This window comes from Aquirufa sp. OSTEICH-129A, assembly GCF_054558355.1.
Genome location: NZ_JBPXKC010000003.1, coordinates 70,623 through 96,111 on the forward strand (window position 1 = coordinate 70,623; position 25,489 = coordinate 96,111).

Below are 25,489 nucleotides of genomic sequence, written 5' to 3' on the forward strand. Positions count from 1 at the left end.
TTATGACCTCAAATTGTAACTTGCAGTATGGAAAATTTTATTGTTTCTGCGCGAAAATACCGTCCCACCCTGTTTGATTCAGTGGTTGGTCAGAACCATATTACCACTACATTAAAGAATGCGATAAAGTCTAATCACTTAGCCCAAGCTTTCTTATTTTGTGGCCCAAGGGGCGTTGGTAAAACTACCTGTGCTCGTATTTTAGCCAAAACAATCAATTGCGAAAATCAAACTCCTGAGGGTGAAGCTTGCGGAACCTGTTCTTCTTGCCAATCATTTCAGGAAAATACTTCGTTGACCATTCATGAATTAGATGCGGCTTCCAATAACTCGGTAGATGACATACGCAGCTTGATTGATCAAGTACGCTATCCTCCTCAAAGTGGCCGGTATAAGGTCTATATCATAGATGAGGTACATATGCTTTCTGCTCAAGCATTTAATGCCTTTCTAAAAACCTTAGAAGAACCTCCCTCCTATGCTATTTTCATCTTGGCTACGACGGAAAAGCATAAAATCTTGCCAACTATTTTATCGCGTTGTCAAATCTTTGATTTCAACCGCATCAAATGGCAAGATATGGCTTTGCACTTAGCATCTATTGCCGAAAAAGAGCAAATCACGGCGGAACCAGCCGCCTTGGAATTGATTTCCATCAAGGCAGATGGAGGTTTGCGTGACGCCTTGTCCATGTTTGATCTCAATGTCACCTTTTCAACGGACAATACCTTACGTCATAAAGCTGTTTTAGAAAATTTACATATTCTCGATAGCGACTATTATTTCAGCCTAACAGATCATTTATTAGAGCAAAATCATACTGCCGTGCTTCTTCTGATAGAAGAGATTATGCGCAAAGGATTTGATGGATTACAATTCATTTCAGGACTGATGGAACACTTGCGTTTACTACTTTACGCTAAGGACCCGAAGACTTTGACTTTGATGGAAATGAGTGAGGAAAGTAAGGCAAAGTTCAAAAAACAAGCCGAATTGACAAGCACCTCATTTTTACTTTCAGCCATGAATATCTGTGCACAATGTGAAGTAAATTACAAAGGGGCCAAGAATCCAAGATTGCATTTGGATTTAAGTTTGTTGAAAATCAACTACTTAAATTCCGTATTCAAGCCTAAGCAAACACCTGTGGTGGAGGACAGTGCTGGAAAAAAGCTTGAGGCTTCGGCCAATCCCCCCATTGAGAATGCCACTAAATTAACCGAGGAGCCCATTTCACAGGAGGAAAATATGGTTCCTGTCAAAGAGGAGCTTATTCAACAAGAAATACCCCAAAAAACCGCAGAAGTAAGCGAGAGCAGCCATGCAGGACCTTCTACAAATCCATCCCGACTAAGCATACAAGCGACCGGATTACGTAGTGCCAAAAAGCTAGTTGAAACAAAGCAAACGGAACAAAAAGAAGCTACCTTATTGACTGCTAGTACCACAGGAGCAGAAAACAAAGCATTTGAATTAGCTGATATCAGTCGCGAATGGATGCGCATTGCCAAAGCGTATGAGACTAATCAAGATATCAATAAGTTTGTGATGATGAATCGCCCGATTGAATTGATTGGCACGGTATTGCATCTAAAAGTTGAAAATGAATTACAAATTCAACAGTTTAATGAATCCATCCGCATGGAAGTTCTAAATCAATTACGGACTTCTTTACAAAACTTTGAAATTGACATTGTCTTAGATATCCTGATTCAAGAAAAAAGTGATAAAAAAGTATTGTACACCCAATCAGACAAATACGAATACCTTTCTGAGAAACATCCTATATTAGTTGAGATGAAACAAAGAATGGGATTGGATTACGAATTTTAAATGTCAATGGAAATGTGAAGACGGCCTCCTAAGCCTATTTCCACAATCTTTTTCAAGGTAGATAACCGTACCTCTTTTACGTCGTTTTCAATTTTTGAAATATAGGATTTTGTTGTACCAACTTTCAGCGCTAATTCTTCTTGGGTTAAACCTTGTTGCTTTCTAGCCTCATGCAGTAAAAACCCAAGTTTAAAATCCTGATATCCTACCTCAAATTCATCTCTACTAGCCTGACCCGACTTTCCATATTCAGTTTCGACCAAGTGATCTAGGCTGATAAATTCACTCTTTTTCGTTTTCATAAATTCCTTTTATTTTAATTGCTTTCATTATTTCCTTTCGATGAATTTTTTGAGATTTCTTTTGAATGGCATGTGTCACCACAATGAAAAAACCATCTTGAAAACAAAATATTCTAAAAATATCAGAGCCAACTTGAATCCTGATTTCATAAATCCCATCAGATGTAACTAATTTTTTAAAATACTCAATTGGTATCCACTCCAATTCTTCTATTAATCTAAAAGTCCATAAAATCTTTTTTTTTACTTCATCAGATTGATTTTGAAAAAAAATTGAAATTCAATGGAGAAAATTTTAACACTCCGATATTTCTTCATTGATTCGTCACAAATTTAGACAAAAAGTTTCACTAAAGTGAAACTTTTTTTGATGTTAAAAATTATTTGAATTCAAAAAAATAAATAAAGGGAGACAAAAACCTGCATGGATAAGCAGGAAGGGAATATTATCAAGAAACTGATAATTGCTACATTAATAACAAGCCATAAATTAGATCGAGTTAAATCATGTTAGCCAAGGCCAACATGGTCCTCCAATTCCTTGTCGTGATAGGTACTTTCAATTTACTTTCTAAAAAATTATTATTCAATTTGGCTTTACCATAGCCATTAGGAACGTATAAATAAAGGGTTTGATCTATGAGCTGATACCTTTCCTCCTGAAAAACAAAGCTGGCGAGTTTTTCAATATTCTCTACCATTGGTTCAGAGGCTAATAAACTGACATATAACTGGCTTTCATCCATTTCTTGGCCAATAAATGGATTATTGGAGACTATCCGTTTCCATGCAGAGGCACTAAATACTTGTACATCCACTTCAAAACCAAAGGTTTCGAATAGCTTAGATTGAATCTGTTCAACTAATTCTGAAGTTGAATATCGGTCAACTTGAAATACCACATTACCACTTTGGATATACGTCTGAACTGCGTCCAAGCCCAAGGATTCCAACATCGCCTTCAAATCAAGCATCTTGATCATTTTTTGACCAGAAACATTGATTCCCCTAAATAAAGCGATGTATGAAGGCATTAAAAATTATCATAATAGGTAAAATCCTCTACGATTTTTCCATTTTCTAGACGGAAAATGACGACGATCGGCAATTCAAATTTCTTTTGATCAGCACCTGTTCCCGTAGAAATAAACTCAACTACCACATGATGCTCACCCGATGGATAAACATTCACTACCTGATCATGTACATCCGGAAATTGCTCTTGTAAACCTGAATATTCCTCGATGAATTGAGCCTTGGATTTCTTGATGACTTTCATCCCTGAAGTAGGGTCTTTAAACTCAGCTGAATCAGCATACATCTCCGACAAGGCCTTCCAATCATGCTGATTAAATAAGCTGAAATACTGGTTGATCAGTTCCTTATTCGCCTGTTCTACTTGGGATGTTTCACTTTGGCATGATAGAAAAAACAGACTAGATATCAATAAAACAAGTAAGGTCTTCACGGACATATATTTTAGTGAATAGAAATCAAAAAATGACTTGGTCGTGTTTACCTCACCTGACCATTTCCCACTAATACCCACTTTTCTGTAACTAATTTCTCCAACGCAAACGGGCCACGGGCATGTAATTTTTGAGTAGAAATACCAATCTCAGCTCCCAATTCAAAAACTCCACCGTCCGTAAATCGAGTGGATGCATTCCAATAGACAGCTGCGGCATCAATGGCCTGCAAAAAGTAATTGGCCTCTTTCGCATCTTCTGAAATAATGGCCTCAGAATGTCGAGATGAAAAAGTAGAAATATGTAAAATGGCCTCCTCCATGCTATCCACCACTTTTATGGAACAGGCAAAATCCAAAAACTCACGACCAAAATCCTCATCCGTAGCTTCGAATAAATAAGGATAAGCCTGGGCTTTTAATAAGGCATAGGAACGAGCATCGGCATGAATTTTAACCTGATAGCGAATGAAATCATCTTGAATCAAACTTAAAAAACGGGTCAATTTACTCGCATGAATCACAATGGTATCCAAAGAATTACAAACCGAAGGTCTAGTGACTTTGGCATTAATGACCACGGGTACAGCCTTCGCTAAATCAGCTGATTCGGCTACGTAGGTATGACACACACCAGCCCCGGTTTCAATCGTGGGTACCAAAGACTCTCTGCGCACCCGCTGAATTAGGGCATCAGAACCTCTTGGGATAATTACATCAATGTATTTAGTGGCCGTTAACAAAGTACTTACATGAGCACGATCTGTTGGCAATAAGCGAACTAAATCTGTGGAAAAACCATTTTTTTCCAGTGCTTGGTGAATCAAGGAAACTAAAAAGGAATTACTGTGCCAGGCATCTGTTCCTCCCCTCAACACAGCCGCATTACCCGAGCGAATACACAGAGCGGCCACATCAATCGTGACATTAGGCCTAGATTCATAAATCACCCCCACTACACCTAAAGGCACAGCTAACTTACGTAAATGCAAACCGTTTTTTAACTGCTTTTCTAGAATAACCTGACCTGATGGATCAGGCAATAACATGATATCACGTAAGCTATCCGCCAAGGATTGAATTCGCTCCTCAGTCAATAAAAGACGATCACGCATGGGATTGTTGGCATCATAATTTGCCAAATCCTGCGCATTGGCTTGTATGACACCCAATTTATTTTCTTCCAATAAAAGAGCTAAATCTGATAAAATAGTATTTTTTTGTTCACTGCTTGACATGGCCAAAGAGATGGCAGCATGACGGGTAGCAGCTAAGGAAGCCAATAGTTCACTCGAATTTTCCATGAATTAAGATCTACTAAAAATCGTAACCAAATGATAAATAGGTTACTGGTGCTTTTATTTCTTTATTATCCATACCAAAGGCATAATCCAGTTTGATGAAATAGCCTAATAAATAAGCCCTAGCGCCTAATCCATATCCCATCAAGAATGGGTTTCTAAAATCAGTTACCGTGGCTAAAAACGGATTGGTATTACCTCCATACGTATTGGTATTAAATCCATTTGTTCTGGCAAAAGGATTAGATCCTGTCCAAGCGCTTCCAATATCCGTAAAACCAGCAAATTGGAATGAATTCATAAATCTTGACTTAGAAAAATCAGGACCCATCAAGGATTTCAATGGTACACGCAATTCTAAATTTAATAAGATATGGCTTTGGCCAGATAATTTATTGACATTGAAGCCCCTTAATGGACTAGCTACATCACTCATAAACACATCGCGCTCAGCAATCCCGGCAGTACCCATAGGGTTCTCTTTGTTTCTTCCTTCCCTTTGAATAAATAACCAATTATCCACCCCCCCCAGCATGGTTTGTGGGGCTGCAGTACCAAGTGCATTGGAGGCAGAAAGACGGGCAGCTAAAATGAAACTATTGGTCAACTTCACATAACGACGCATATCCAAACGAATCCGACTAAAATTCTGTGGTAAAGCTAGGCCTGCTTGGTACTCAGCGGAGAGATTCATCCTAAAACCGGTACGAAGATTTTCATCTAAATGAACCGTATTATCAAAGGTATATTCCAATTTAGCTCCAGCGTAGGTCGCCAAATTTTCCGGTGTACTTAAGCTGAATTGGTCAATTGCCCGATTGGACGTAAATGATCCTGTAAAGCTTAATTTACTCAATAAATTAAATGGATAAACACCTTTTACCTCGATACGATTATAACGTACCTTCTGAGATAAACTTTCATTTTCTTGGTCTAATACCTTTCGATCAAAACGCACAAACCAATCAACTTTATTGGCTAAATAACCATATTCAGCCCATAAATCTGCATTTCTTAAATTTGATGTAACAAAAATCCCGGTTCGAACTAAATGGTTTTCCAACAGATCATTCATCTTCACCTCAAATGAATATCCCAATCCCCGAATGGGATCTACCATAAAACTCCCTTCTGATTTGTTAACCACAAAAGAATTTTGATAATTCACGGGACCGGTCAACTTACCCGGATCTCTTCTCAAGCGTTGATTTTGTTGACGCAGTTCAATTCTTGCCCGACGCTGGTCTGCCCGACGAAGTAAAGGTTTGTCTATACTATCTTTAGCCGCCTGATTGGCCGCATCTAGATTGGATATTTCATTTAATTGGGGATACCACCGGCTCTGTCCTGAACTTTGTAAACTACCGATCGGATAGCTACTGATCATTTGGGTAAGCATTTCGTTTTGACGAATAATGACCTGCTCTTTCGCCCATTCAGCTGACCTCCATGGGCCAGAACGGGCAGAATTTTGATAGAAAGTAGTATCTGCCCAGCGTAAACTAATCAGATTGGTTCCAGAGGTTTCTTCACTGAGGAAATTCCAAACAGAATCTGATACTTGCCTTAGATTATGAATGTATCCACGATGAGCAAAAATACGGCTCGGATTAGATGGTTCATCAGCCTTCCAATGATACAAGGAATATATCCCTTCTTTGGAAGCGCTTGCCTTCCAGGTGGTATCAACATATTTCTCCGTAATGTAGGCTACATCATTGCCATTATTCCACCAATGAGCCTCAATCTCATCATTGGCATCCTGCGTTACAGCCGTATATCGATTCCTTCTTAAATCATATATTCCCACATCTACCTGCCCGTTTCGAAGCGCCCTCACCAACATCCGCTGGCCGTTTGCCGCCATCTCAAAATCCAAGCAATTTAAATCCACCAATTTCTTTTTGGACTCTACTCGCAGATTAAATTTATTAGCAGTTAAAGCTGAAAACGTCTGTAGATATGAATTACCTTCCGCACTGTAAAGTATGGATAAACCATTGGCTTTTGACCAAGACAATAATGGTCCACGATCCGTTGAAATTCGCTCTGAATCCTTTAAACCTGTTTGAAAGATATTCTGTGATTTCTGATTACTCAAATTCATCAAAGTCACTTGAAATTTACCTGATTCCCCTACCACATAAGCCAGCCATTTCCCATCCGGACTAATTTTAAAATCACCTAAAGTTTGATCCTTCAACATATCAACAGATGTCAAATTTTTCAAACCATTCAATGCCACCGTATTTACTTCTTCTTGCTTAGATTGGTTCAAATAATACTCAAACCACTCCCTCAAAAACTTACTGAATGGCTTTTTGATGGTACTTGAAATACTTGATTGTTCGTTTCGAATGATGCGGGTCAAGTTTAAAATATTACTTACAGGTTGTTTTCCATAGGTTTTAACCAAATAAGCCCAAATGGAATGACCTAACCAAATGGATTCTTTTCCTTGTGCTAAATTGGGTTTACGCACTCGGTTGTTAAGTACCACCTGATACATAAATTGATTCATCTCAGGAGAATCTCCCTCAGCGATATAAGATGCGATCCCCTCTGAAAACCATTCTGGAACTGAAAGCAATAGGGAATTTTGCAGCGCATCTTTAATACTTCCACCAAAGAGCATATCATTTACATACACCTTGGTAACTTCTCGAACCAATTCCTTTTTGTACTCCGAGGTGTTATTTTGAAAAGCAATCTCAACTTTAAATTTGGCAAAGTTTTCTGCCTTGGCTTCCTCAGCATTATCTAAACTAATGCCGGTATTCGATTGAATCCAATCTTGATGAGAAGGATAAACAAAGAGTTTGATTTTATTGAATGGACTATAGCCTAAAATGTCTGTAATCCTTGGGAACTCAGATTCCAAAATTTGAATGGTGTTTCGGGCTAATGCTTCATTCTTGCCGAAATAGTATACCTCAAAATTTTGACTGGTAAAGAATTTCCAAACAAATTTTTGATATTGAATACGCGTTTTATCGAATTTCTTTTGACTTGGATAGAAGTCTTGCCCTGGCAGCATGAAGGAAAAAAGCAGCAAAATCAATAGCAATATTCTTTTCATTCAATTTTAAGATTAATAGGCAAATTCAATAAAACCAAATTTAATGATTTATGTGGAAAATAAATGGTAAAATCTACGAATTGATGCTTCTGAATTTATCTCTCCCTCTCCTTTCCATTCCCTTAGCCACTCTTGCGAGAAATAAGGACTCAAAGAAACACCTTTGGAACCAAAACCATTGAATATGGCCAAGGGTAAATGCGGATGAAATCCAACCAATGGCCGACGATCTTGTGTAGCCGGTCTTACACCGGTAGACATATTTAATTCCTCAAAATGTTGAATTCCAAACGTTTCTAGCTTAGCCCTAAGGTCTATTTGAGCTGAAATACTCGCTTGGTTGGAGAAATCATCCCAACGGTAGGTGGCCCCAACTTTAAATTCTTGATTTCCCAAAGGCAGGAGAAAACCATTTTTATTCAAAATGTAATCCTCAGAAGGCTCTGTAGATTTTATTTTCATTAATTCCCCCTTGGCAGGCAAAAAATTTAAATGACCAAAGTATGGATTATGTTGCTGGGCATGAAAACCCTCGCAAAAAATGACACAAGCAAAGGTTTGACCCTGAAAAAATACTCCCTCGGAGGTAAATTCCAGATCATTTACCGGATCTAATGTGATTTCTTGAATGACATTTTTAGACTGAAAATATTGCTTAGAACAGATTAATAAACTTTCTACATCTAACCAACCCGCTTTTTCCACCCAAACACCCGCTTCTTCCCAGCGTAAATACGCATTATGAATTTGCTCTTTTCTATCCAAGAGCCAAGTTTTCATTTCTTTGTTTGCGAATGGACGAAACAAAGGCATAGGATGAAAAAAAGAAACACCTAGTTTTTTTTCTAATGCCGAATAAAAAGGAAACAGGTAGCCAAAAAGCTCATCTACCAACCAAGATTTCTCTAATTTTCGACCAGTTACAGGATTGAAAATGCCGCCTGCAGCATAAGATGAGGTAAAATAAGCTTGGGGCGCATCAATCACCCAATAATTTACCGAAGCTTGGTCTAGGGTATGAGCTAAAATGGTGCCGGCTAGACCTTGACCAACAATTAAAACAGGAAGATTTTGCCTATTTTCCTGCATGCTGAACACGTCGAACCTGCTCCAAAACAAATGCTACTTGCTCATCCATGGATTTAAAGGAAGTATCTAAATCAATGGCATCATCGGCCCGTTTTAAAGGACCCTCACTCCGATTGGAATCGATTTCATCCCGTATTTTCAAGTTTTCGATTATTTGTTCAATGGGTAAATCCTCTCCTTTTTGCATCAATTCCAATTTACGTCTTTGTGCCCGAATCTTTGGATCAGCTGTCATAAAAATTTTCACCTCCGCATCAGGAAATACAACGGTACCTACATCCCTGCCATCCATCACTACCCCTTTTTTCTTCCCCATTTTTTGTTGCTGAGCCACCATGGCATGTCGAACTGCCGGAATGGCACTTACCTGGCTTACAATATCAGAAATGTACATTTTACGAATCTCATTTTCCACATTTTCCCCATTCAAATAGGTATCTGACGCTTGTCGCTCTGGATTAAATTCAAATGTGATATGCACCTCATCTAAGGCTTTTGCAACAGCATTTAAATCCGCACAATCTACTTGATTTCGGTGAAAATAGAGTGCAACTGCTCGATACATAGCACCAGTATCCACAAATGCATAATGCAATTGGGCAGCTACACGCTTAGCAGTAGTACTTTTTCCACAAGAAGAAAAGCCATCAAGGGCAATGATAATTTTAGACATGAATGGAGTTAATAAACGATACAATAGCCAAATGTACTAAATCTGGAGCTTCATAGGCTGCTTGATGCCCAGCATGGGGTATGCGAACTAAATGATGAATGGAAGATAGATTTACGGCTTGCTCCACATCCACCAAAGGAACTAAACCATCCTGGTCACCATGAATGAATAAAAATGGAATCGAGGTAGAAGCCAAAAGGTCCAAACCAGCCTGGCGGTCACGCATGGCTTCAGAAGCTGACACGAGACCTGAGGTAGGTATATCTTGGTAGCGTGCTATTAAACTTTGAATCAAAAGGGGATTATCCTTGGCAAAATCCGCTGAAAATAAATTGGGAACAAAAGGCCCAATGAAGGCTTTTGTTCCCATTCTATTTAAAAAGTCAATGGTTTTATTTCGGTTTATTTTTTTCTCCATGGAATCATTCATAGCTGTGGAATTAAGCATAACCACAGCTTTTACTTGATTGGGAAATAAATCTGCCAAGGCTAAAGCTATGTAGCCTCCCATGGAATGACCTATTAAAAACCAAGATTGATTCTTGGGTAATCCTAAGGCGATTTTTTGAGCATAATCGGCCATACTTTGACAATCGCTCCATCCTGCATAAGCAGGTGTTATCAAATCAAATGGCCACGAATAAGAAGGCATGAAATCATCCCAAACACGTTGATCTTCACCAAAACCGTGTAAACAGACGATGATTCCCTTCATATTAAAACGTATGCAAAAGACCTAACAGGACAAATATCAATCCAATGAAAGCTGAAACAGCCCCAATTGTGCCCAATCCAAAAATGGAAAGTATGATACCTATAATCAATAATATAACCCCAATCTTCACTTTGGAATCCCAAGATGATGGACTAGAGGCTTGCTTTTGTTTCTTCGCTTGAGCTTTATACGCTTTAATTTGAGCCTTAAGCTGCGCTTTGAACGCTTTTTTATGTTGAACCAACTCTTTTTTCTCCATGTGCTTCATGGATTTCACTTCCTGATTCAAAGAATTTAATTCAGTCACTAGCTTTGCTTCTTCAGAAGTATTTGCTGTAACTGGTACAATTTCTTCTGAAAGTTGATTGGATTGGCTAACCAACAAAGTTGGTTCTTCTGTTTGAACAGGGTTAACAATGGCCTTATTCGAGGGCTGGACTTGCTGATATACAGCAAAATACGCGCCTTTATGGGAACAAGAGGCAATGAATAAAGTTAAGGTGAGAACGATTAGACTTCTTTTCATAATTAGGCTACTACTTTCATTTGATGGAACACCGTTTTTTCGAATTTCAATTTTGCATATGCCAAATCCACTTCAAAACTTGAAATGTTTGTTTGAGAAGGAATATCAAACATGGCATCTGTCATGATAGCTTCCATAATGGATCTCAAACCACGCGCACCCAATTTATACTGCATGGCTTGTTCAACCATGTATGTCAATGCTTCATCGGTGAAATGTAACTTCACTCCCTCCATATCAAACAATTTTTCATATTGTTTAACTAGGGCATTTTTTGGCTTTGTCAAAATTGCCAATAAGGCTGTTTGATCCAGTGGGTTAAGGTAAGTAATCACTGGCAGACGACCTAATAGTTCGGGTATTAAGCCAAATGATTTTAAATCTTGAGCTGTCACATATTTCATGATTTGATCCTTCTCAAAGGAATCATGGAAAGTGTCATCCCCAGAAAAACCGATAGGCCGCGCATTCAAACGCTTGGAGATATGTCGACCGATACCATCAAAAGCCCCACCGCAAATGAAAAGAATGTTTTCTGTATTTACGGCAATCATTTTTTGATCTGGGTGTTTTCTCCCTCCTTGAGGGGGTACATTCACGATGGATCCTTCCAACAATTTCAATAATGCCTGTTGAACCCCTTCCCCTGACACATCTCGTGTGATGGAGGGATTGTCTGATTTACGGGCAATCTTATCAATTTCATCAATGAATACAATTCCACACTCAGCCTTGGCTACATCGTAATTCGCAGCTTGTAGCAAGCGGGTCAAAATAGTTTCCACGTCCTCTCCAACATAACCAGCTTCAGTAATCACGGTAGCATCAGCTATACAAAAAGGAACTTGAAGTTTTTGGGCTAAGGTTCGGGCCAAATAGGTTTTACCCGTACCGGTTTCACCTACCATCAAAATATTTGACTTTTCGATTTTTACATCTTCCTCATTACTTGGCTGCATTAAACGTTTGTAGTGATTATAAACCGCTACGGAAAGGTGCTTTTTAGCCTCTTCTTGACCAATCACATAAAGGTCCAAGTGTTCCTTTAAATCCTTGGGTTTAACCAACTCAAACTGCTGATTAGCCTTCTTTTTATTAGCAACAGGAGCACCTAATTCCTCTTTAATTACCTCATAGCCTTGTTGCAAACATTGGTCGCATATTTGTCCGTCGATTCCCGACAACAAAATACCCACCTCCGCTTTATTTCGGCCACAAAATGAACAATTATTATTCTTTTTGGGATTTGCCATCCTTACACGTTACGAGTTAAAATTTCATCAATCAAACCATACTCCTTCGCCTCATCTGCCTTCATCCAATAGTCGCGGTCAGAATCACGCTCAATCTCTTCAAATGATTTACCTGAATGCTTTGCCAAAATATCATACAATTCTTGACGGATTTTAACGATTTCACGAGCTGTAATTTCGATATCACGACTTTGACCTTGTGCTCCACCAGAAGGTTGGTGAATCATGATACGGGCATGTTCTAAGGCAGAACGTTTTCCTGCTGCTCCACCAGCCAATAAAACAGCTCCCATAGATGCTGCTAAAGAGGTACAAACAGTGGCCACTTCCGGACGGATGTAATTCATAGTATCATAGATACCTAAACCTGCATATACCGAGCCGCCTGGACTATTGATGTACATCACTATATCTTTTTTCGCATCGGTCGATTCCATAAATAATAACTGAGCCACTATGATGTTGGCCATGTAATCATCTACCGGAACACCCATGAAAATAATACGATCCATAATCAAGCGTGAAAACACGTCGATTTGAGCAAAACGCATCGGGCGCTCCTCAATGATGTATTGGGTCATGTCGTCAATACGATGATTCACTTGGCTTCCCATTTGATTCATGTATTGATCTACTGCTAAACCGTTTAAGCCTTTATGGTGTACCGCATATTTGCGAAACTCGTCTCCTGATAATTCCTTGGGATACATAATTTTTAGTTTAAGATTCAAATTTAAAATAAATGTCGGATTAATTGCGAGCAATTAGCTGGTAAACCAAATTTTGGAATGCTTAGTTCACACAAAACCCCGTAAAAACGGGGCTTTGAAAATTCCAACAAATACGCTTGACTACAAGGCTGCTGCGATTTCTTTAAATTTATCCACATCAATTTTAGAAACTTTATGTGGAATTTTTTCAACAATCACTGCGGATACCTTATCTGCAAATGCCTGGTTATATAAGTTCATGAAATTATCTGACTTTGATTTATCACTCAAATAACCCATGGCAATTTTCTCAATCATTTCTTCAATACCCGGTTGATCAGCCGATAAGTAACCGCCGAATTGCTGACGTACCATATCTTTTGCTTTTTCAACTACCTCTGCGTATTCTACTTTTACTTCAAACTTCTCAGCGATTTCGTTCTTGATTAAGTTCCAACGGATATCCTTTTTCACATTATCAAAATCTTGATCAATTTGTTCTGGAGTAAATTTACCTTCGTTGATACGTACTAACCAATTACGTAAAAAAGCCTCAGGTAAATCAATTTTCACTTGGTCTAATAATGCTTTTTCAGCGTCTATACGCAATAAATAATTTGCTTCACGCTTGTAATTATCTTGAACAATTTCAATTAACTGCTCACGGAAACTAGCTTCATCTGTAGCTTTACCTGCACCTAGAACCTTATCAAAAAATGCTTGGTCTAAATTGGCTGGAACAGAACGAGTAATGTCTTCCACTACATAGGAAACCTCACCTGTCAAATCACCTACTTCTTCTTCTTTCTTACCAGTAGCCAAAGCCAATGATTTAGCATCATTGAAAACTTTATCTATGGCAAACTTTAAGGTATCACCTACTTTAGCTCCAATGAAAATCTTTTTAGATTTATCATTGATGGAATGCAAAGGTATAGCTGATTTTTCTACCCAATCTCCTTGAGTAAAAGTTCCAAATACTAAATCACGATCTTCCACTGACTCTGGGTGAGTCTGCTCTCCAAATTGCTTCTTTAAGTTCTCAATCGTTTCTTCGATTTCCTTTTTATCGGCTTTGATTTCATAGGAGTTTACCGTTTTGATTTTTTCCAAATCAACTGAAAATTCTCCGTGGAAACCTAAATCATAATGGAAAGTAAATTCTGTATCTTTTTCCCAGTCGATCGCATCTGCTTCATCAACAGCTGGCATAGGCTCTCCAACCAGGTTTAATTTATTTTCTTTGATGTAATCACTCACGGCATGGCCAAGCAAATGATTAATTTCTTCCACTAAAATGGATTGTCCTGCCAATTTTTTAATTAATGGCATGGGCACCATACCAGGACGAAAGCCCTTGATACTCGCTTTCTTGCGGTAATCTTTTAATTTAGTTTCTACCTTATCTTGGTAATCAGCAGCTGAAACGACAACAGTCAAACGACCTTCTAAATCATTTGAATGGTTGAGCGAAATATTCATATGGAAGTATTTAAATTTTTTAATTAAAAAAAGCCCCCAATACCTTTTGGTCTTGAGGGCTTGCCGATGGTACGGGCGGAGGGACTCGAACCCCCATGCCTCGCGGCGCCAGATCCTAAGTCTGGTATGTCTACCAATTCCACCACGCCCGCTTGCATTTGGAGGTGCAAAGGTAATTAGCAAAATTAAGTATTCCAAAACACTTGGAAAATTTATATTTGGTCAAAAATTTCGTCTCAAGATTTAAATAGGAAATCGCATATTTTAACAGCTTTTAAGATAAATTGTGAGTATTGTAAGCTTTTCTGTTCTATTTTTAACAATTCAATTCATCCATGAAACAAGAAACACATCACCATCCAAGCCATTGGAAAATTTGGTATATATTACTTGGCCTATTCGTGGTTTTTATCATTCTGTTTTTCGAGATTTTTAGCGCCATATTCCAATAAATATGCATCAATTAGACTGGATAGTTTTACTATTGACCATTGGCGGAATTGTGCTCTATGGGAGTTGGAAAGGTAGGGAGGCTAAGCACTCACTAAAGGGCTTTTTGCTGGCAGATCGTGAACTGCCTTGGTACCATATATTATTGTCTGTGATGGCTACACAAGCTTCTGCTATCACATTTTTATCCGTACCGGGTCAAGCTTACACAGACGGCATGCGTTTTGTGCAATTTTATTTGGGCTTACCCATTGCCATGATTGTCTTATCTGTCACCTTTATTCCTCAGTATTATCAATTAAAAATATTCACTGCTTATCAATTCTTGGAAGAACGCTTTGATTCCAAAACTCGCATATTAACGAGTTTTCTCTTCCTTATCCCGAGAGCACTTTCTACCGGTGTCACCATTGCCGCTCCATCCATTATCCTTTCAACCCTGCTTGGCTGGGATTTAACTTGGACCAATTGTATCACAGCGGCAGTTGTGACTTTTTATTGCATTTTCGGTGGCTCAAAAACCATTTCCTACACGCAATTACTACAAATGGGAGTTGTCCTAGCCGGTATGGTCATTGCTGCCATTTACATCATTCAGGCATTACCTCAGGAAATAGGTATGAAAGAATCCTTGCAGCTAGCAGGCAAAATGGGTAAAATCAATCTAATCGATTGGAAATTTGATATCAATAATCGCTATACAATCTGGTCGGGAATCATCGGCGGGTTCTTTCTGCAACTTTCTTATTTTGGTACAGATCAAAGCCAGGTTGGACGTTATTTAACGGGGCATACTGCCAATGAGAGTAAAAAAGGATTATTACTGAATGGATTTCTGAAAATCCCCATGCAGTTTTTTATTTTATTGGTGGGCATATTGGTATTTGTGTTCTATCAATTCAACCAAGCTCCTATATTTTTCAATAAAACTACAGAACTGAATTGGAATTCCGCCAAAGGGCATGAAGCTATTGATCAAGAAAACAAGCAGATTTTCATCCAAAAAAAGCAAACAGAAAGTGCTTTGATTCAGGCCATTTCTCAAGAAGATGCTGAAAAAATCCCAGTACTGAAATCGCAAATCATGGATTTGCACGAAAAACAAAAGCAAGTCAAAGAGAAGGCGGTAGAATTACTAAAATCACAAAACTTGAAAGCCGAAAGTCAGGATACCAATTACATCTTCCTTCGTTTCATTGTAGACCACTTGCCCATTGGTTTGGTGGGTTTTCTTATTGCCATGATATTATTAGCCTCCATGGGCTCTATGGCCTCCGCCTTTGGTTCTTTAACCTCCACGGTTATGGTGGACATATACCAACGATTCATTAACCAACATGCTAGCAATGAACATTATTGGTGGTCTTCCAAAATAGTTACGCTAGCCTGGGGAATTTTCTGCCTAGTAGTTGCCCAATTTTCTGTCAATATGGGTAGCTTGATTGAAGTGGTGAATATCCTCGGGTCTTGGTTTTATGGAACCATATTAGGCGTATTTTTATGTGCCTTTTACTTACCTAAAACCCAAGGTTCTCATGTTTTTTGGGCAGCCATTATTGCTGAGGCCTTTGTAATCTATGCCTGGAAAATCGACCTCATGGCATTCTTGTGGCTGAATGTGCTTGGATGTGTAATGGTGGTAGCCTTAGCCTTCATTTTTCAAACGCTAGGGCAATGGACTAAGGCAAAACCTTGATGTCAAATTTGACAGGGATGACAGGTTTTTCATCGTAGGATTTGGCATTGAAGATGGAATCAACCACCGCCATACCTTTGGTTACTTTGCCAAATACCACGTATTTCTTATAAAACCTTGCTGCTTGTTCGGTATCAGTAACGATAAAAAATTCACTTGGTGAAGAGGCTTGCTCAGGATTTCCTTCATCATAGCGCGCCATGGCTAAACTACCACGAACGGGCTTAAGGTCATCGATGTATTCTGCAGGAACTAAATAATTCAATCGGTCACGATACTCCCCTCCTCCTTGTATACCTGTCACATACACGATACGGTAAAAATACCGATCTTCGAAATAGCCCATTTTAACCAAACGAATAAAATTCAAGCGATGTAAAGGAGTACGGGCATCGAGCTCCATTTCAAAGTCCCCCAATCGGGTTGAGACTAGTACTTTATTTTCTGTCCATTGGTCAGCCCCTTTTTGTAAAGATTCTTTGACATGAACGGGATCCAAATTCCAATTTGATTGGCAGGAAAACAGACCTACAATAAACAATAATAAAAGTAGACGCATAAAAAAAGGGGGCATAAAAGCCCCCTAATTTAATTCAAATATCTGATTTATGCAGAATGGTTTACTTTCTTTCCAAAGAAGTATAATCCCACAAAAGCTACAATTAAAATAGCTGGGAAGATCAACATATTAGAAAGAGTCGCTTGACCAGCGGCTAAATCAGCAGCATCACCCGCTAAACCTGTAGCTTCTGCTGCAATCTTATTTTCTTGAATCCAAGCTCCGATGATTGGTTGGAACATAGAAGAAGAGAACATTCCGATACCACCTAAAATAGATAATCCTAGGGCACCAGTTTGAGGCATAGTTTCACTAACATAGCCTAACATGTTTGGCCAGAAATAGCAAATACCTAATGCAAAGAATACAGCTGCTACATAAAGCATAGAACCATCCATGGTAGACATCATGTATAAACCAATTACTCCGAAGATGGCTGAACCTAAAAGTACCCCTACTGTATTTAACTTATGAATGATAGGACCTGCGAAATAACGACCAACAGCCATTAATCCAGTTACAAGTGCTAAAATTAGCATTGGGCTTGCACCAGCTTTCGCCAAGATTGGACCTACCCATTGCTGAGGACCAAATTCAGAAATAGCAGTTAATGCCATACAAGCAGCCATGAATAAATACAATGGATTTAGCATTGCTTTGAAACTATCTAAGGCATTTTCAGCACCAGCACGTGGCTTAGGGAAAGCTTGACCGTAGAATAATATCGCATAAATAGCTGTAGGTATTAAGATTACCCAGATTTGCGCCTGCCATGACATTGACGCATCTGTCATAAATTTAGAAATCAATGAACCAATCACAATACCACCTGGGAACCACATGTGGAAACGGTTCAATTTGCTATTGAAGTCCAATCCAGAATAAGAATCGGCGATCATTGGATTACAAGCGGCTTCTGTACAACCGTTTCCTAAACCAATTAAAAGAGTTGAAATTAATAAGGTATTGTAATCAACCGCATAAATAGTTAATAAAATACCAATAGCGTGAGCGATCAAAGCAATTTGCATGATCAATTTAGGACCAATGGCTGAATAGAAAACCCCACCAAGAATCATGGATATTGGGAAACCTAAGAACCACATTTGATTGATATGTCCTAATTGGACAGTATCTAAGTTTAATTCTGCTCCTAACTGAGTTAGAATACCTGCTCTAATGCTAAAAGAGAAGGCCGTTGTGATAAGCGCAAAGCAACTAGCATAGAACAAGCGATTTGCATTAATGGTTTGACTCATAGTTGTTTAGATTTAGTTAAAGGGTGAAACAACGTTTTTTCTTGAAAAATTAAAAATTAACATTAGAAAAATCATGTCAAAAAAACGAAAAGATTTTCAAAGTTTCCTATTAAATTGAAAATATTTTTAATATTTCATTAATTCTACAGCGCTATTGGCTCAAATTAGTATATTTAGAGTCAATTTTTTAAAAAAATCTAAATCAATATAAATATGATTCAGGGAGGTTCTTCTACACAGGCAAAAAACCGTCAAGGCAGAAAAATCCGCATGGGGATGATTGGCGGTAGTCTAGAAGCATTTATTGGAGCTGTGCACCGTCGTGGTTCTCAATTAGATGGAGAAATAGAATTGGTTTGTGGAGCATTCAGTTCTAGTGCTGAAAAGTCCAAAGCCACAGGTGAGGCATTATACTTAGATGCTAGTCGAGTTTATGGGTCATATGAAGAAATGATCCTCAAGGAAAAAACATTACCAGAAGGTGAACGCATGGATTTTGTATCCATCGTAACGCCCAACCACTTACATTTCCCGGCTGCTAAAATGGCCTTAGAAAATGGATTTCATGTGGTTTGTGATAAGCCTGCTACCTTAAACTTGGCAGAAGCTAAGGAGTTAAAGAAAATTATAGATGCTACTGGATTGATTTTTGCATTGACCCATAATTATACGGGATATCCGATGATTAAAGAAGCCAAGCACTTAGTCGATTCTGGGGAATTAGGAGAAATCCGCAAAGTGATTGTGGAATATCCACAAGGTTGGTTAATTGATTTGGTAGAAGCGACGGGGCAAAAACAAGCGGCTTGGAGAACTGATCCGGCTCGTTGTGGAGCTGCCGGAGCAATTGGCGACATTGGTACACATGCCGAAAATTTAGCTGAATACATTACCGGATTACATATTGAAGAATTATGTGCGGATTTAACCATTTTTGTGGAAGGCAGACAATTAGATGATGATGGAAATATCTTAATTCATTACAATAATGGTGCCCGCGGTGTTTTACATTGCAGTCAAATTTGCAATGGTGAAGAAAACGATTTAAACATTCGTGTATATGGCTCCAAAGCTGGTATCGTTTGGCATCAAATGGACCCTAATACCTTAATCATTAAGTCTAGAGATGGAGGTAGTAGAACCATAAGGACCAATGTGGGTAGTTTATCTGCACAAGCCCAAGCACATACCCGTCAGCCAGCAGGACACCCGGAGGGTTACGTAGAAACCTTTGCTAATATTTACCGGAATTTCGCTTTTGCACTTCGTGCTCATTGGGAAGGTAAAGAACAAGATCCCTTATATGATTTCCCAGGAATTGATGAGGGAATCAAGGGAATGGCATTCATAGAAAATGTAGTTAGATCGTCTAAAGACAATACAAATAAGTGGACCAAATTTGAAATTTAATATAGAATAACATGACAAAAATTAAAGTTGGAATCGTAGGAACGGGTTTTATTGGACCTGCTCATATTGAGGCATTAAGACGATTACCGAATGTGGAGGTAGCTGCGCTTTGTGAAGTTACCATTGAATTAGCTGAAGCTAAGGCAAAACAATTGGGTATTCCCCGTTGGTATACATTCGACGAATTAATGAAGCAGGATGACATAGCTTGTGTACACATTTGTACACCAAACTTCTTACACTATTCTCAGTCGAAAGCAGCCTTATTAGCTGGAAAACATGTGGTTTGTGAAAAACCTTTGGCAAAAGACCTTCATGAGGCAGAGGAGTTAGTGGAGTTAGCTACCAAGTCAGGTAAGGTGAATGCTGTTCATTTCAATTTACGTTACTATCCTTTGGTACGTCAAATGAAAACCATGCGTGAAAAAGGTGATCTTGGTGAGGTTTATTCTATCATTGGTTCTTATTTACAAGATTGGTTGTTTTATGAAACAGATTACAACTGGCGTTTGGAACCAGATAAATCAGGAGATTCTAGAGCCATTGCCGATATTGGTTCACACCTCATGGATATCATTGAGTACATTACAGGTTTGAAGACGGTAGAAGTGATGGCCGATTTTAATACGGTACATACTACACGTAAAAAACCGTTGAAAGCTATTGAAACATATTCAGGTAAGATGCTTCAGCCAGAAGATTATGCGGATGTGAATATTACTACAGAAGACCATGCCAACGTACTTTTACGTTTTGACAATGGAAATCGTGGTTCCATTACGGTTTCTCAGGTTTCGGCTGGACGTAAAAACCAATTGAAATTAGAGATCTCTGGTTCAAAGAAAACCTTTGCTTGGAATTCAGAAGCGCCCAATGAAGTTTGGTTAGGTAATAGAGACCAAGCAAATCAAGTATTAATGCGAGATCCATCCCTAGCCTATCCAGAAGCATCTGCGATTATGACTTTCCCTGGAGGACATAATGAAGGATTCCCAGATACTTCTAAGCAATTATTCAAGGAAGTTTATGCGGCTATTGAGCAAGGTAAGCAACCTGAAAAGCCTAGCTATCCAACTTTTGCGGATGGGTATCGTGAATTATTAATTTGTGAAAAAATTCTTGAAAGTACCCGCAAACAAGCGTGGGTTAAAATTTAATAACTATGCAAACCATTAAAGGACCAGCTATATTTTTAGCCCAATTCATGGGTGACCAGGCTCCATTCAATTCCTTAGACGGAATAAGCACCTGGGCTGCGGGATTAGGATATAAAGGAGTTCAAATTCCTTCTTGGGATCCACGCTGTATTGATTTACAGAAAGCAGCTGAATCAAAAACATATTGCGACGAATTGAAAGGCATGTTAGCCGCCAAGGGCTTGCAAATAACAGAACTTTCGACGCATTTACAGGGACAATTAGTAGCTGTAAATCCGGCTTATGACATCATGTTTGATGGATTTGCTCCTGATTCTGTCAAAGGTAATCCAAAAGCTAGAACGGAATGGGCCGTTCAACAATTGATGTATGCCGCTAAAGCATCTGAAAATTTAGGTTTACATGCACATGCTACTTTCTCTGGCGCATTGATGTGGCATACCGTTTATCCTTGGCCGCAGCGTCCTGCTGGATTAGTAGAGCAAGGATTTGCAGAATTGGCCCGTCGCTGGACACCTATCCTAAATAAATTTGATGAGTGTGGGGTTGATCTTTGTTACGAAATTCATCCTGGCGAAGATTTACATGACGGTGTTTCCTATGAAATGTTTTTAGAGGCAGTTAAAGGACATAAGCGTGCCAATTTATTGTATGATCCATCTCACTTTGTATTACAAGCCATGGATTATAAACAATACATTGATTTTTATCATGAACGTATCAAAATGTTCCATGTAAAGGATGCTGAGTTTAACCCAACAGGTAAACAAGGAGTTTATGGAGGATATCAGTCATGGGTAAACCGTGCAGGTAGATTCCGTTCATTAGGAGATGGCCAAGTTGATTTCAAAAGCATATTCTCTAAATTAACTCAATACGGATACGAAGGTTGGGCTGTTTTAGAATGGGAATGCTGCATCAAAGATCCAGTACAAGGCGCTACAGAAGGTGCTCCATTCATTGCTAACCACATTATCAAAGCTACTGAAAAAGTATTTGATGATTTTGCAGGTGGTGGTGCTGATGTAGAATTCAACAAGCGTGTATTAGGATTATAAGAATAATATCCATTCATGCTTTTACCAGCTTTTTTGCTTAACGCTGTCAAGGTTCCAAACCTTGACAGCGTTGTAAAAGCATGAACGATTTTAAATACAATTAAATTATCTTATTCCAAGAATTACCAACTAACTGATTTTCACAGTTAATTATCAATTCCAAGAAGTCTTTTTTGATCTAAATTCCCTAGCTTTCGGCAAGGCTGTCAGCGTTTGAAACGCTGACAGCCTTAAGGGGGAAAAGGCTATTTTTCAATAACCGTTCCCAATTCCTGGGAAATATTTTTTTGTATTTCTTTATAATGTATAAAATCCAGCAATAAGGCATTCATATCTTCAGGGTCCCCTTGAAATGATTCCATTTTAGCTAAGGTTTCATGTAAATGCTGATCATTATAAACCTTACGCAAGCGCAATACATTTTTGAAAGCTAAATCTTCCAGCATTTCATCTTCCGACTTAACCCGAATATCATGTTTGTCTTTCCAAACATCTGATAAACTATGTTTACCCGCACTGATATCGATGGCAAACTTTTGAATATCTTCATTTTGATGATGTAGGTAAAACTCAGGACCAGGGAATCTATGTTGATTAAACTCACTTTTACAAATTTCAAGTATCTCCTCAAATAAAGGGGTTTGAAAATGCGTTCCTTCCAACTCTTCTATCAAATACTGCATCAGTGTTACACCCGGTGCCTTGGTTGGACTGATCTCCAAATGACCAAAACTTACCAAGAGGCGAATGCACTCTGATTCTTGATAATAGGCTAAATTGGTTTGGGTTTCTGTAGCAACTTGACCTGTTGGCTCTATGATTTCCTGAATCTCTTGCCATTGTTGGTTGGAAATCGATTCCGATGATGAAGCTCCAGCTGCCCCCCTTTGTTTCAGATTTTTTAAATGGATTTTATTTAATTCAGCCAACAATACATCCTCATCCAAGCGCATCAATGAAGCCGTTTTCTGAACGAATAAACTGCGTTGAATGGCGTCTGGAATCTTAGAAATACTCTGAACCATTTCTTTTATTAATTCCGCACGCTTAAATGGATCATCTCCAGCTTCCTTCAAAAACAAATTGGCTTGAAAGGATATAATATCTTTAGATTCTGATTTGATATAATCCAAAAATGCCTCAAAACCCACTTTTCTCACATAACTATCTGGATCTTGGCCTTCCGGAAAAACCACTAAATTTACTTGCAATCCTTCTTCCAAAATCAAATCCATTCCTCGCAGGGCTGCTTTTATACCCGCTGCATCTCCGTCATATAAAACAGTTACATGTTGGGTAAATCGACCAATCAGTCGGATTTGTTCCACAGTCAACGAAGTACCAGAAGAAGCTACCACATTTTTAATCCCGGCTTGATGCAAAGAAATAACATCGGTATATCCTTCAACTAAATAACAAATATCTTTAGCTCGAATTTCATTTTTGGCTTGAGAAATACCATACAGTGTAGCTGATTTATGGTAAACTTCTGTCTCAGGAGAGTTTAGGTATTTGGCTTGGTTCTTGGTATCGGATTTTAAAATTCGAGCCCCAAAAGCAATCACTTTTCCGGCTACACTATGGATGGGGAATATTACTCGATTTCGAAAGCGATCATATACTTTACCCTCGTCATTTTTTTGAGTAACTAAACCCGCTTTTTCAATGATTTCTTGACTAAAGCCTTGCTTAATAGCCGTTTTATAAAATATATCCCATGATTCGGGACTATAGCCTAAATCAAATGTTTGTAAAGTTGAATCAGAAAATCCTCTTTCCTTGAAATAAGGAATAGCAATTGATTTACCTTCAGGCGTTTCGAATAACTGCTTTTTGAAAAACTCTTTGGCATATTCCAAAATAATTAAGAGACTCTCTCGCTCATTTTGACGAAGGATTTGATCATCGGTCAATTCTTCCTCCTGGATATCGATACCATATTTTTTGGCCAAATGACGTAAGGCTTCGCCATAACCTAAACCCTCAATATCCATGATGAAACGTACCGAATCACCTGCCTTACCACAACCAAAACATTTATAAATTCCTTTGCTAGGAGAAATGGAAAATGATGGAGTCTTTTCGCCATGAAATGGACAACAAGCCCAATAATTCGCACCTTTCTTTTTAACTGTCACATAATCTCCCACCACGTCCGCAACTGCGGCCGCTTGTTTGATTCGTTCGACGGTTTCCGGATCAATGCGCATCTTACTATAATAATAAACCTGCTAGGGTAGCGGACAAATAACTAGCTAGGGTTCCGGCAATCAATGCTTTAAAACCTAGTTTTGCTAAATCACTTCTGCGGGATGGAGCCAATTCACCGATTCCACCTATTTGAATTGCGACTGAGCTAAAATTTGCAAAACCACATAATGCAAAACTGGTAATCGCTATGGTTTTAGGATCCAAGGTATCTTTTACCTTCATCATATCTAAATAGGCCACAAACTCATTTACCACCATCTTCTTCCCCATTAATGCACCAGCAACTTCGATATCAGCCGAAGGTACTCCCATGGCAAAGGCAAAAACAGAAAATAATTTTCCAAGCAATAAATTCATCGACAAGGTGGGCATACCAACCCAATTCCCAATATGTCCCAATCCTAAATCCACTAGGGCAATTAATGCAATAAAACCGATTAACATGGCTATCACATTCAATCCTACTTTCAATCCTTCACTAGCTCCCGCGGCAATAGCATCCACTAAATTGGCATGGGATTTTTGTTTTTCTAATTTAACCGCTCCCTCCGTTTCAGATTTTTCTGTTTCAGGGAATATAATTTTAGAAATCACCAATGCTCCTGGGGCTGCCATTAAACTAGCAGCTAATAAATAGGCTGCAGGAACACCCAAAGAAATATATACCGCCATAACCCCACCAGCAATACAGGCAAAACTACCCGTCATGGAAGCCATAAGCTCACTATTCGTCATATTTTTCAAATAAGGCTTAATCATAATTTGTGCCTCCACTTGACCTACAAAAGTAGATGCCACGTTTGACAAAGCTTCCGCACCACTAACACCCATCAGCCAATGAACAACTTTACCTATGGCGGCTACCACGCGTTGTAAAATTCCTAAATGGTAAAACATATTGACCAACACCGCCACAAAAATGATGGTGGGAACCACTTTAAAAAAGAAGATATAATCATTTCCTGAACCAAAAGCTTTTGACATCAAATCTCGATTCACCAATGATCCAAAGACAAATTGTGCACCCTTGTCTGCTTGACCTAATAAGGTATTGATGGAATCACCTAACCATTGGAAAATGGCTTGACCAGTATCTGTCTTCAGGATAAAAACCGCTAAAAAAATCTGTAATAGTAAACCTACACCCACCGTCCGATAATTAATCGCCTTGCGGTTATTGGACATTAAAAATGAAACTCCTAGAATTAAAACAATCCCCAATAGCCCCGTAAATCTTTCCATAATGATATATTGATGT

Annotated in this window: 22 protein-coding genes and 1 tRNA gene; 5 read left to right on the plus strand and 18 right to left on the minus strand. The window is 38.7% G+C overall.

The features are described from left to right. Positions 1–27 precede the first annotated feature (27 nt). Positions 28–1,833, plus strand: coding sequence for a DNA polymerase III subunit gamma/tau (locus tag SKC36_RS06845; protein WP_459465333.1), 1,806 nt, complete (start codon positions 28–30; stop codon positions 1,831–1,833). On the opposite strand, the gene SKC36_RS06850 is transcribed toward SKC36_RS06845, so the two are convergent. From SKC36_RS06850 to SKC36_RS06915, 14 genes are all read right to left on the minus strand, one after another. After that, on the minus strand, positions 1,830–2,135 hold the full coding sequence (locus SKC36_RS06850) for a helix-turn-helix domain-containing protein (RefSeq protein ID WP_459465335.1): 306 nt from the start codon (positions 2,133–2,135) through the stop codon (positions 1,830–1,832). The two genes, SKC36_RS06845 and SKC36_RS06850, sit on opposite strands and share 4 nt — an antisense overlap. Further along, positions 2,116–2,415 (minus strand): type II toxin-antitoxin system RelE/ParE family toxin, encoded by a 300-nt coding sequence (locus SKC36_RS06855; protein WP_459465603.1) that lies wholly within the window; start codon positions 2,413–2,415, stop codon positions 2,116–2,118. Before SKC36_RS06855 ends, SKC36_RS06850 begins: the two co-directional genes overlap by 20 nt. A gap of 220 nt (positions 2,416–2,635) precedes the next feature. After that, positions 2,636–3,169 (minus strand): DUF1697 domain-containing protein, encoded by a 534-nt coding sequence (locus tag SKC36_RS06860; RefSeq protein ID WP_459465337.1) that lies wholly within the window; start codon positions 3,167–3,169, stop codon positions 2,636–2,638. Next, entirely contained in the window at positions 3,169–3,609 is a 441-nt protein-coding gene (locus SKC36_RS06865; protein ID WP_459465339.1) for a nuclear transport factor 2 family protein, read from the minus strand. The genes SKC36_RS06860 and SKC36_RS06865 overlap by 1 nt, the downstream gene beginning before the upstream one ends. A gap of 41 nt (positions 3,610–3,650) precedes the next feature. Further along, positions 3,651–4,907 (minus strand): glutamate-5-semialdehyde dehydrogenase, encoded by a 1,257-nt coding sequence (locus tag SKC36_RS06870; protein ID WP_459465341.1) that lies wholly within the window; start codon positions 4,905–4,907, stop codon positions 3,651–3,653. A gap of 13 nt (positions 4,908–4,920) precedes the next feature. Next, a complete protein-coding gene (locus tag SKC36_RS06875) occupies positions 4,921–7,983 on the minus strand; it encodes a hypothetical protein (RefSeq protein WP_459465343.1) in 3,063 nt (1,020 codons plus the stop codon). Positions 7,984–8,031: 48 nt separating this feature from the next. Further along, positions 8,032–9,072, minus strand: coding sequence for an NAD(P)/FAD-dependent oxidoreductase (locus SKC36_RS06880; RefSeq protein ID WP_459465345.1), 1,041 nt, complete (start codon positions 9,070–9,072; stop codon positions 8,032–8,034). Next, positions 9,059–9,745 (minus strand): (d)CMP kinase, encoded by a 687-nt coding sequence (gene cmk, locus SKC36_RS06885; protein ID WP_459453573.1) that lies wholly within the window; start codon positions 9,743–9,745, stop codon positions 9,059–9,061. The genes SKC36_RS06880 and cmk overlap by 14 nt, the downstream gene beginning before the upstream one ends. Next, positions 9,738–10,460, minus strand: a complete 723-nt coding sequence (locus tag SKC36_RS06890) for an alpha/beta fold hydrolase (RefSeq protein WP_459465347.1) — start codon at positions 10,458–10,460, stop codon at positions 9,738–9,740. The genes cmk and SKC36_RS06890 overlap by 8 nt, the downstream gene beginning before the upstream one ends. 1 nt (position 10,461) lies before the next feature. After that, entirely contained in the window at positions 10,462–10,986 is a 525-nt protein-coding gene (locus SKC36_RS06895; protein ID WP_459465349.1) for a hypothetical protein, read from the minus strand. Positions 10,987–10,988: 2 nt separating this feature from the next. Beyond that, a complete protein-coding gene (gene clpX / locus SKC36_RS06900; RefSeq protein WP_459465351.1) occupies positions 10,989–12,239 on the minus strand; it encodes an ATP-dependent Clp protease ATP-binding subunit ClpX in 1,251 nt (416 codons plus the stop codon). Between the two features lie 2 nt (positions 12,240–12,241). Further along, positions 12,242–12,949 carry a ClpP family protease gene (locus tag SKC36_RS06905; protein ID WP_459465353.1) on the minus strand — a complete coding sequence of 236 codons (708 nt, stop codon included), beginning with the start codon at positions 12,947–12,949 and terminating at the stop codon, positions 12,242–12,244. A gap of 141 nt (positions 12,950–13,090) precedes the next feature. Beyond that, positions 13,091–14,431, minus strand: a complete 1,341-nt coding sequence (locus tag SKC36_RS06910) for a trigger factor (protein WP_459453565.1) — start codon at positions 14,429–14,431, stop codon at positions 13,091–13,093. Positions 14,432–14,498: 67 nt separating this feature from the next. Beyond that, positions 14,499–14,583: transfer RNA gene (locus tag SKC36_RS06915), tRNA-Leu, on the minus strand. A gap of 302 nt (positions 14,584–14,885) precedes the next feature. Between SKC36_RS06915 and SKC36_RS06920 the strand changes: the two genes are divergently transcribed. Then, positions 14,886–16,577: a sodium:solute symporter family protein gene (locus SKC36_RS06920; RefSeq protein WP_459465355.1), complete on the plus strand. Its 1,692-nt coding sequence runs from the start codon at positions 14,886–14,888 to the stop codon at positions 16,575–16,577. Here SKC36_RS06920 and SKC36_RS06925 read toward each other — a convergent pair. Together SKC36_RS06925 and SKC36_RS06930 are read right to left on the minus strand one after the other, a co-directional pair. After that, entirely contained in the window at positions 16,561–17,136 is a 576-nt protein-coding gene (locus SKC36_RS06925; RefSeq protein ID WP_459465357.1) for a peptidylprolyl isomerase, read from the minus strand. The two genes, SKC36_RS06920 and SKC36_RS06925, sit on opposite strands and share 17 nt — an antisense overlap. A 47-nt stretch (positions 17,137–17,183) precedes the next feature. Further along, complete coding sequence (locus tag SKC36_RS06930) at positions 17,184–18,395, minus strand: MFS transporter (RefSeq protein WP_459453561.1); 1,212 nt, start codon at positions 18,393–18,395, stop codon at positions 17,184–17,186. Between the two features lie 270 nt (positions 18,396–18,665). Between SKC36_RS06930 and SKC36_RS06935 the strand changes: the two genes are divergently transcribed. Genes SKC36_RS06935 through SKC36_RS06945 form a run of 3 tightly spaced genes read left to right on the plus strand, consistent with a single transcriptional unit; the run spans position 18,666 to position 22,020 of the window. Continuing rightward, positions 18,666–19,805, plus strand: coding sequence for a Gfo/Idh/MocA family protein (locus SKC36_RS06935; protein ID WP_459453647.1), 1,140 nt, complete (start codon positions 18,666–18,668; stop codon positions 19,803–19,805). 11 nt (positions 19,806–19,816) lie between these two features. After that, positions 19,817–20,962: a Gfo/Idh/MocA family protein gene (locus SKC36_RS06940; RefSeq protein WP_459465359.1), complete on the plus strand. Its 1,146-nt coding sequence runs from the start codon at positions 19,817–19,819 to the stop codon at positions 20,960–20,962. Between the two features lie 5 nt (positions 20,963–20,967). Next, positions 20,968–22,020, plus strand: coding sequence for a sugar phosphate isomerase/epimerase family protein (locus tag SKC36_RS06945; RefSeq protein WP_459453557.1), 1,053 nt, complete (start codon positions 20,968–20,970; stop codon positions 22,018–22,020). A gap of 245 nt (positions 22,021–22,265) precedes the next feature. On the opposite strand, the gene dnaG is transcribed toward SKC36_RS06945, so the two are convergent. Both dnaG and SKC36_RS06955 read right to left on the minus strand, forming a co-directional pair. Further along, positions 22,266–24,230 carry a DNA primase gene (gene dnaG / locus SKC36_RS06950; RefSeq protein ID WP_459453556.1) on the minus strand — a complete coding sequence of 655 codons (1,965 nt, stop codon included), beginning with the start codon at positions 24,228–24,230 and terminating at the stop codon, positions 22,266–22,268. A 4-nt stretch (positions 24,231–24,234) separates the two neighbouring features. Next, positions 24,235–25,473 carry a NupC/NupG family nucleoside CNT transporter gene (locus tag SKC36_RS06955; protein ID WP_459453555.1) on the minus strand — a complete coding sequence of 413 codons (1,239 nt, stop codon included), beginning with the start codon at positions 25,471–25,473 and terminating at the stop codon, positions 24,235–24,237. Positions 25,474–25,489 lie beyond the last annotated feature (16 nt).

Coding starts and splice junctions, on each gene's coding strand:
- SKC36_RS06925 (WP_459465357.1), bottom strand. CDS start 17,136: ATGCGTCTACTTTTATTATTGTTTATTGTAGGTCTGTTTTCCTGCCAA.
- SKC36_RS06850 (WP_459465335.1), bottom strand. CDS start 2,135: ATGAAAACGAAAAAGAGTGAATTTATCAGCCTAGATCACTTGGTCGAA.
- SKC36_RS06940 (WP_459465359.1), top strand. CDS start 19,817: ATGACAAAAATTAAAGTTGGAATCGTAGGAACGGGTTTTATTGGACCT.
- SKC36_RS06845 (WP_459465333.1), top strand. CDS start 28: ATGGAAAATTTTATTGTTTCTGCGCGAAAATACCGTCCCACCCTGTTT.
- clpX (WP_459465351.1), bottom strand. CDS start 12,239: ATGGCAAATCCCAAAAAGAATAATAATTGTTCATTTTGTGGCCGAAAT.
- SKC36_RS06895 (WP_459465349.1), bottom strand. CDS start 10,986: ATGAAAAGAAGTCTAATCGTTCTCACCTTAACTTTATTCATTGCCTCT.
- SKC36_RS06920 (WP_459465355.1), top strand. CDS start 14,886: ATGCATCAATTAGACTGGATAGTTTTACTATTGACCATTGGCGGAATT.
- SKC36_RS06865 (WP_459465339.1), bottom strand. CDS start 3,609: ATGTCCGTGAAGACCTTACTTGTTTTATTGATATCTAGTCTGTTTTTT.
- SKC36_RS06945 (WP_459453557.1), top strand. CDS start 20,968: ATGCAAACCATTAAAGGACCAGCTATATTTTTAGCCCAATTCATGGGT.
- cmk (WP_459453573.1), bottom strand. CDS start 9,745: ATGTCTAAAATTATCATTGCCCTTGATGGCTTTTCTTCTTGTGGAAAA.
- SKC36_RS06890 (WP_459465347.1), bottom strand. CDS start 10,460: ATGAAGGGAATCATCGTCTGTTTACACGGTTTTGGTGAAGATCAACGT.
- SKC36_RS06910 (WP_459453565.1), bottom strand. CDS start 14,431: ATGAATATTTCGCTCAACCATTCAAATGATTTAGAAGGTCGTTTGACT.
- SKC36_RS06875 (WP_459465343.1), bottom strand. CDS start 7,983: ATGAAAAGAATATTGCTATTGATTTTGCTGCTTTTTTCCTTCATGCTG.
- SKC36_RS06905 (WP_459465353.1), bottom strand. CDS start 12,949: ATGTATCCCAAGGAATTATCAGGAGACGAGTTTCGCAAATATGCGGTA.
- SKC36_RS06880 (WP_459465345.1), bottom strand. CDS start 9,072: ATGCAGGAAAATAGGCAAAATCTTCCTGTTTTAATTGTTGGTCAAGGT.
- dnaG (WP_459453556.1), bottom strand. CDS start 24,230: ATGCGCATTGATCCGGAAACCGTCGAACGAATCAAACAAGCGGCCGCA.
- SKC36_RS06935 (WP_459453647.1), top strand. CDS start 18,666: ATGGGGATGATTGGCGGTAGTCTAGAAGCATTTATTGGAGCTGTGCAC.
- SKC36_RS06870 (WP_459465341.1), bottom strand. CDS start 4,907: ATGGAAAATTCGAGTGAACTATTGGCTTCCTTAGCTGCTACCCGTCAT.
- SKC36_RS06955 (WP_459453555.1), bottom strand. CDS start 25,473: ATGGAAAGATTTACGGGGCTATTGGGGATTGTTTTAATTCTAGGAGTT.
- SKC36_RS06930 (WP_459453561.1), bottom strand. CDS start 18,395: ATGAGTCAAACCATTAATGCAAATCGCTTGTTCTATGCTAGTTGCTTT.
- SKC36_RS06860 (WP_459465337.1), bottom strand. CDS start 3,169: ATGCCTTCATACATCGCTTTATTTAGGGGAATCAATGTTTCTGGTCAA.